Origin of the sequence: Thermococcus sp. 21S7, assembly GCF_012027615.1 — an archaeon.
GTDB lineage: Archaea > Methanobacteriota_B > Thermococci > Thermococcales > Thermococcaceae > Thermococcus.
In genome coordinates, this window is sequence record NZ_SNUT01000025.1 from 1 (window position 1) to 398 (window position 398).

The window sequence follows — 398 nt, forward strand, 5'->3', positions numbered from 1 at the left end:
TTGGAGGGGTTTGATTTTCATCATAATTGGTCACTTTTAGACGTATTCTTAAGTCGTATGAAACGCTCCGAAACATTCTTTTGTAGAGTTCCTTAAATAATCCCAGCCTAATAATCTTTTGGCTGGACATGGAGGGAGTTCGATGAATGCGGGCAGGTTTGAGATGGAGATTAAACTTGAAAATCCAGAAACCCGCTACTTCCTGATGATGCTTATCATAGCACTCATAGTTTTCTCAGCTGTTTTAGTGATCCCTATCAAGCTCATAGAGCCCGACGACATAACGTACTACGCCGCAATGAAGGCGTTTTCCCAGGGCAAGATTACAGTTTCGCGTTCCGAGCTTCTGGAGCTTCAAAGAGATGCAAGCTATGAAGAGCTCATAGGCGTGCCTAATC

Annotated in this window: 1 protein-coding gene; it reads left to right on the top strand. The window is 43.5% G+C overall.

Annotation, left to right across the window (positions count from 1 at the left end; translation table 11 throughout):
- Positions 1-142: 142 nt before the first annotated feature.
- Positions 143-398, top strand: a 256-nt coding sequence (locus tag E3E51_RS12950; protein ID WP_167913522.1) for a hypothetical protein, incomplete at its 3' end; no start/stop codon positions are given.